The 3,231-nt window shown below is 59.1% G+C and carries 2 protein-coding genes and 1 pseudogene; all 3 read right to left on the bottom strand.

The genetic code is table 11. The features are described 5' to 3' along the window. Positions 1-361 (bottom strand): PfkB family carbohydrate kinase (locus NKH70_RS35475; protein ID WP_353027458.1); only part of this gene is annotated, 361 nt, incomplete at its 3' end. Positions 362-470: 109 nt separating this feature from the next. Continuing rightward, entirely contained in the window at positions 471-1,646 is a 1,176-nt protein-coding gene (metK, locus tag NKH70_RS35470) for a methionine adenosyltransferase (protein ID WP_353027457.1), read from the bottom strand. A gap of 54 nt (positions 1,647-1,700) precedes the next feature. Next, positions 1,701-3,036, bottom strand: a pseudogene (glyA, locus tag NKH70_RS35465) (serine hydroxymethyltransferase). Positions 3,037-3,231 lie beyond the last annotated feature (195 nt).

Raw genomic sequence — 3,231 nt, 5'->3', positions numbered from 1 at the left:
GCGTGACGAAGATCATCGAGCGCGCCGTCGGCGGTTCGCCGTTGAGCGGCCTGGTGTCGAAGGCGACGCCCTGGGCATGGATGTCGTGCGCGTAGATTTCGCCGAGCGCGTCGTTCGAGACCTTGCCGAAGAAAGCGGCGCGGCCGCCGAAGCTGGCAACGCCCGCCGCCGTGTTGCCGGCGCTGCCGCCCGAGGCTTCGATGGCCGGGCCCATGCGGCTGTAGAGCAGTTCGGCGCGCCGCGTGTCGATCAAATTCATCGCGCCCTTGATGATGCCGTTGGTCTCCAGGAACGCCTCGTCGCACTGGGCGATGATGTCGACGATGGCATTTCCGATACAAAGCACGTCATAGTCCGGCATCAATTCATGTCTCCGCCAAAAACCCACCGGCTTTCTGGCATGCCGGCCGCGGGCGGGTCTGGCCAGTGGGAATGGGCTTTCCGATTGCCAATCCGTTCGGCGCCGGCCTTCACGGGGCGGCAAGTCCTGCCTCGCGACGCAATTCGTCGGCCCTGTCTGTCTTCTCCCAGGTGAAATCAGGCTCTTCACGGCCGAAATGGCCATAGGTCGCGGTCTTGCGGTATATAGGGCGTAAGAGATCAAGCATCTTGATAATTCCCTTCGGTCTGAGATCGAACAACTCAAGAATGAGGCGCTCGATCCTTCTTTCCTCAACCCTCGCTGTTCCGAACGTGTTGACCATGACAGAAACCGGACTTGCCACGCCGATTGCGTAAGCAAGCTGCACCTCGCAGACGTCCGCAAGTCCGCTAGCGACGATATTCTTGGCGACATACCGGGCCGCATAGGCAGCTGAGCGGTCAACCTTGGACGGGTCCTTGCCCGAAAAGGCGCCGCCGCCGTGACGACCCATCCCACCATAGGAATCGACGATGATCTTGCGTCCAGTGAGACCGCAGTCGCCGCGCGGCCCGCCGACTACGAACCTCCCCGTCGGGTTGACCAGAATTCTGATGCCTTCCGTCTCCAGATGGGTCGGCAGGACAGGCTTTATGATTTCCTCAATGACGCCCTCGCGGACCGTCTCTTGCGAGACCTGCTCGTCATGTTGGGTCGATACGACAATGGTATCCAGGGCGACCGGGCGCAACCCCTCATAGCGCACTGAGACTTGGGATTTCATGTCAGGACGCAACCAGCCAAGCTGTCCTGCTTTCCGGACATCTGCCTGTCGTTTCGTCAAGCGATGAGCGAGCTGGATCGGCAAAGGCATCAGAGTATCGGTTTCGCGGCATGCGTAGCCGAACATGAGGCCCTGATCTCCCGCTCCCTGTTCGAGGTCCTGCCCTCGTCCCTCGTCAACGCCCTGGCTAATGTCGGGCGATTGCTCGGTGAGTGCATGAATGACGGAGCAACGCCGGCCGTCAAAGCCGACGGCCTCATCGTCGTATCCAATATCGAGAATCGTATCGCGCGCAACTTGGCTATAATCCACCTGCGCATCGCTGGTAGTCTCGCCAGCCAGAACGACCATCCCTGATTTTACCAACGCTTCACAGGCGACGCGCGCCTTGGGATCGGTGCGGAGGATGGCATCGAGGATGGCATCCGAGATGTTGTCGGCCAACTTATCCGGGTGTCCCGCGCCAACCGATTCGGAAGAGAACACGAACTGCCTAGCCATGAAATGTCTCGCTTCGGGTGTTGGAGTTGTATGGGGCATTTTGCTTAGCCCACCTTATCTGTCGGCGATGCCCGGGACCTCGAACGCAGCGCACAAGTCGGCAACGTCTCTTCGCACGCAGGCATGGAGATCTTCGTCGTCTGGCTCGCCGGAGGACGGAGTCAATGAAGCCAGCAATCACCGTTTCCACATCGCGCATGCCCATTGATGTCACTGCTGGCGCCCCCAGGCGAATTCCGCTTGTGACCGCAGGATGGCGCGGCTCGCCCGGCACCATATTAAAGTTCGTAACGATGCCTGCCTTCGCTAACCGCTCGGCATAGGCCTTGCCTGATAGTGGTGGATCGCGAAGATCAAGGATCAGCATGTGATTGTCAGTGCCCCGGGTGACCAGGTCATAACCTCGGTCCAGAAGCGCCTGGGCCAGAGCCTTGGCATTTTTGACAATCTGTCGGCCGTAACTGCGGAAGGACGGGTCCGCGGCTTCCCGCAAAGCGACAGCTAACGCCGCGATAACATTCATATGGGGGCCGCCTTGCAGTTGAGGGAAGACAGCGCGATCTATTCGTCTGGCGAGATTGTATTTGCCCTTCGAATGATACAGCGCTTGATAACGATCTTCATTCCTTAACAAAATGAAGCCACCACAAGGACCGCGGATCGACTTGTGAGACGTGCTGCTGACGACGTCGCAATGGGGTACGGGATTCGGATGCGCTCCAGCGACAATCAGGCCACTGATGTGCGCTATGTCGGCCACGAGATAGGAGTTCGCCTCCAGAGCGATTTCTGCAATTGCCGCGTAGTCAAAGACACGCGGATAAGCAGTCCCGCGGACCCAAATGAGCCGCGGCCGTTCCCGCTTGGCTGTCTCGCCCACGCGGTCATAGTCAATTTGCTGCGTCTTTTCGTGCAGCCCATAAGGGAAGCGTTGATAGTCAGTCCCGGAAAAGTTGATGGCCCAACCATGACTCAGATGGCCCCCTTCCGGAAGGGGCAAGCCCATGACCTTGTCACCGGGGCTCAAAAGCGCGCGGTAGACGGCCTGATTGGCCGGCGAGCCGGAATAAGGCTGGACGTTGGCGTGTTCGCTGCCAAATAATGTTTTCAAGCGCTCAATGGCGAGGGTTTCAAGCTCATCGACGATCTCGTTTCCCGCGTAGTAGCGCGCAGCGGCGTACCCCTCGGCGTACTTGTTCGTGAAAATCGAACCGGTCGCTTCCAGCACGGCCGAGGAGGCAAAGTTCTCAGATGCGATCAGTTTGAGCGTCGTCCGCTCCTGCCGCTCCTGTCTTAGAAGCAGTTCGTGAACGCGGCAATCAACCGCCGCCAAGCGAGACCGTCCGTAAGTGTCGGGCGGCGCGATGGCGCCGTCGGCGGAGTTGTCCATGGTGGTTTCGCGCTCCAATTGGACTGATCTATTTCACGGTCAAGCATGCGATCCCCTTCGACGGCGCGTCTTGTTTCGCTTCGAGCCGTTGAAGGTCTCGTTTGTGATAGTGACGTGCTCCCCTGAAATGTCCTCGGTTTGAGGTTAGCCTGTTCCTCGGATGAGGAGACAGGCAATGAAGCGATCGAGATTTTC

It is taken from the genome of Mesorhizobium sp. M0991, assembly GCF_040318915.1.
GTDB lineage: Bacteria > Pseudomonadota > Alphaproteobacteria > Rhizobiales > Rhizobiaceae > Mesorhizobium.
This window is presented reverse-complemented; position numbering and strand designations above follow the sequence as displayed.

Excerpts from the sequence above, each read along its gene's own strand:
- metK (WP_353027457.1), bottom strand. The coding sequence starts at position 1,646 with ATGGCTAGGCAGTTCGTGTTCTCTTCCGAATCGGTTGGCGCGGGACAC.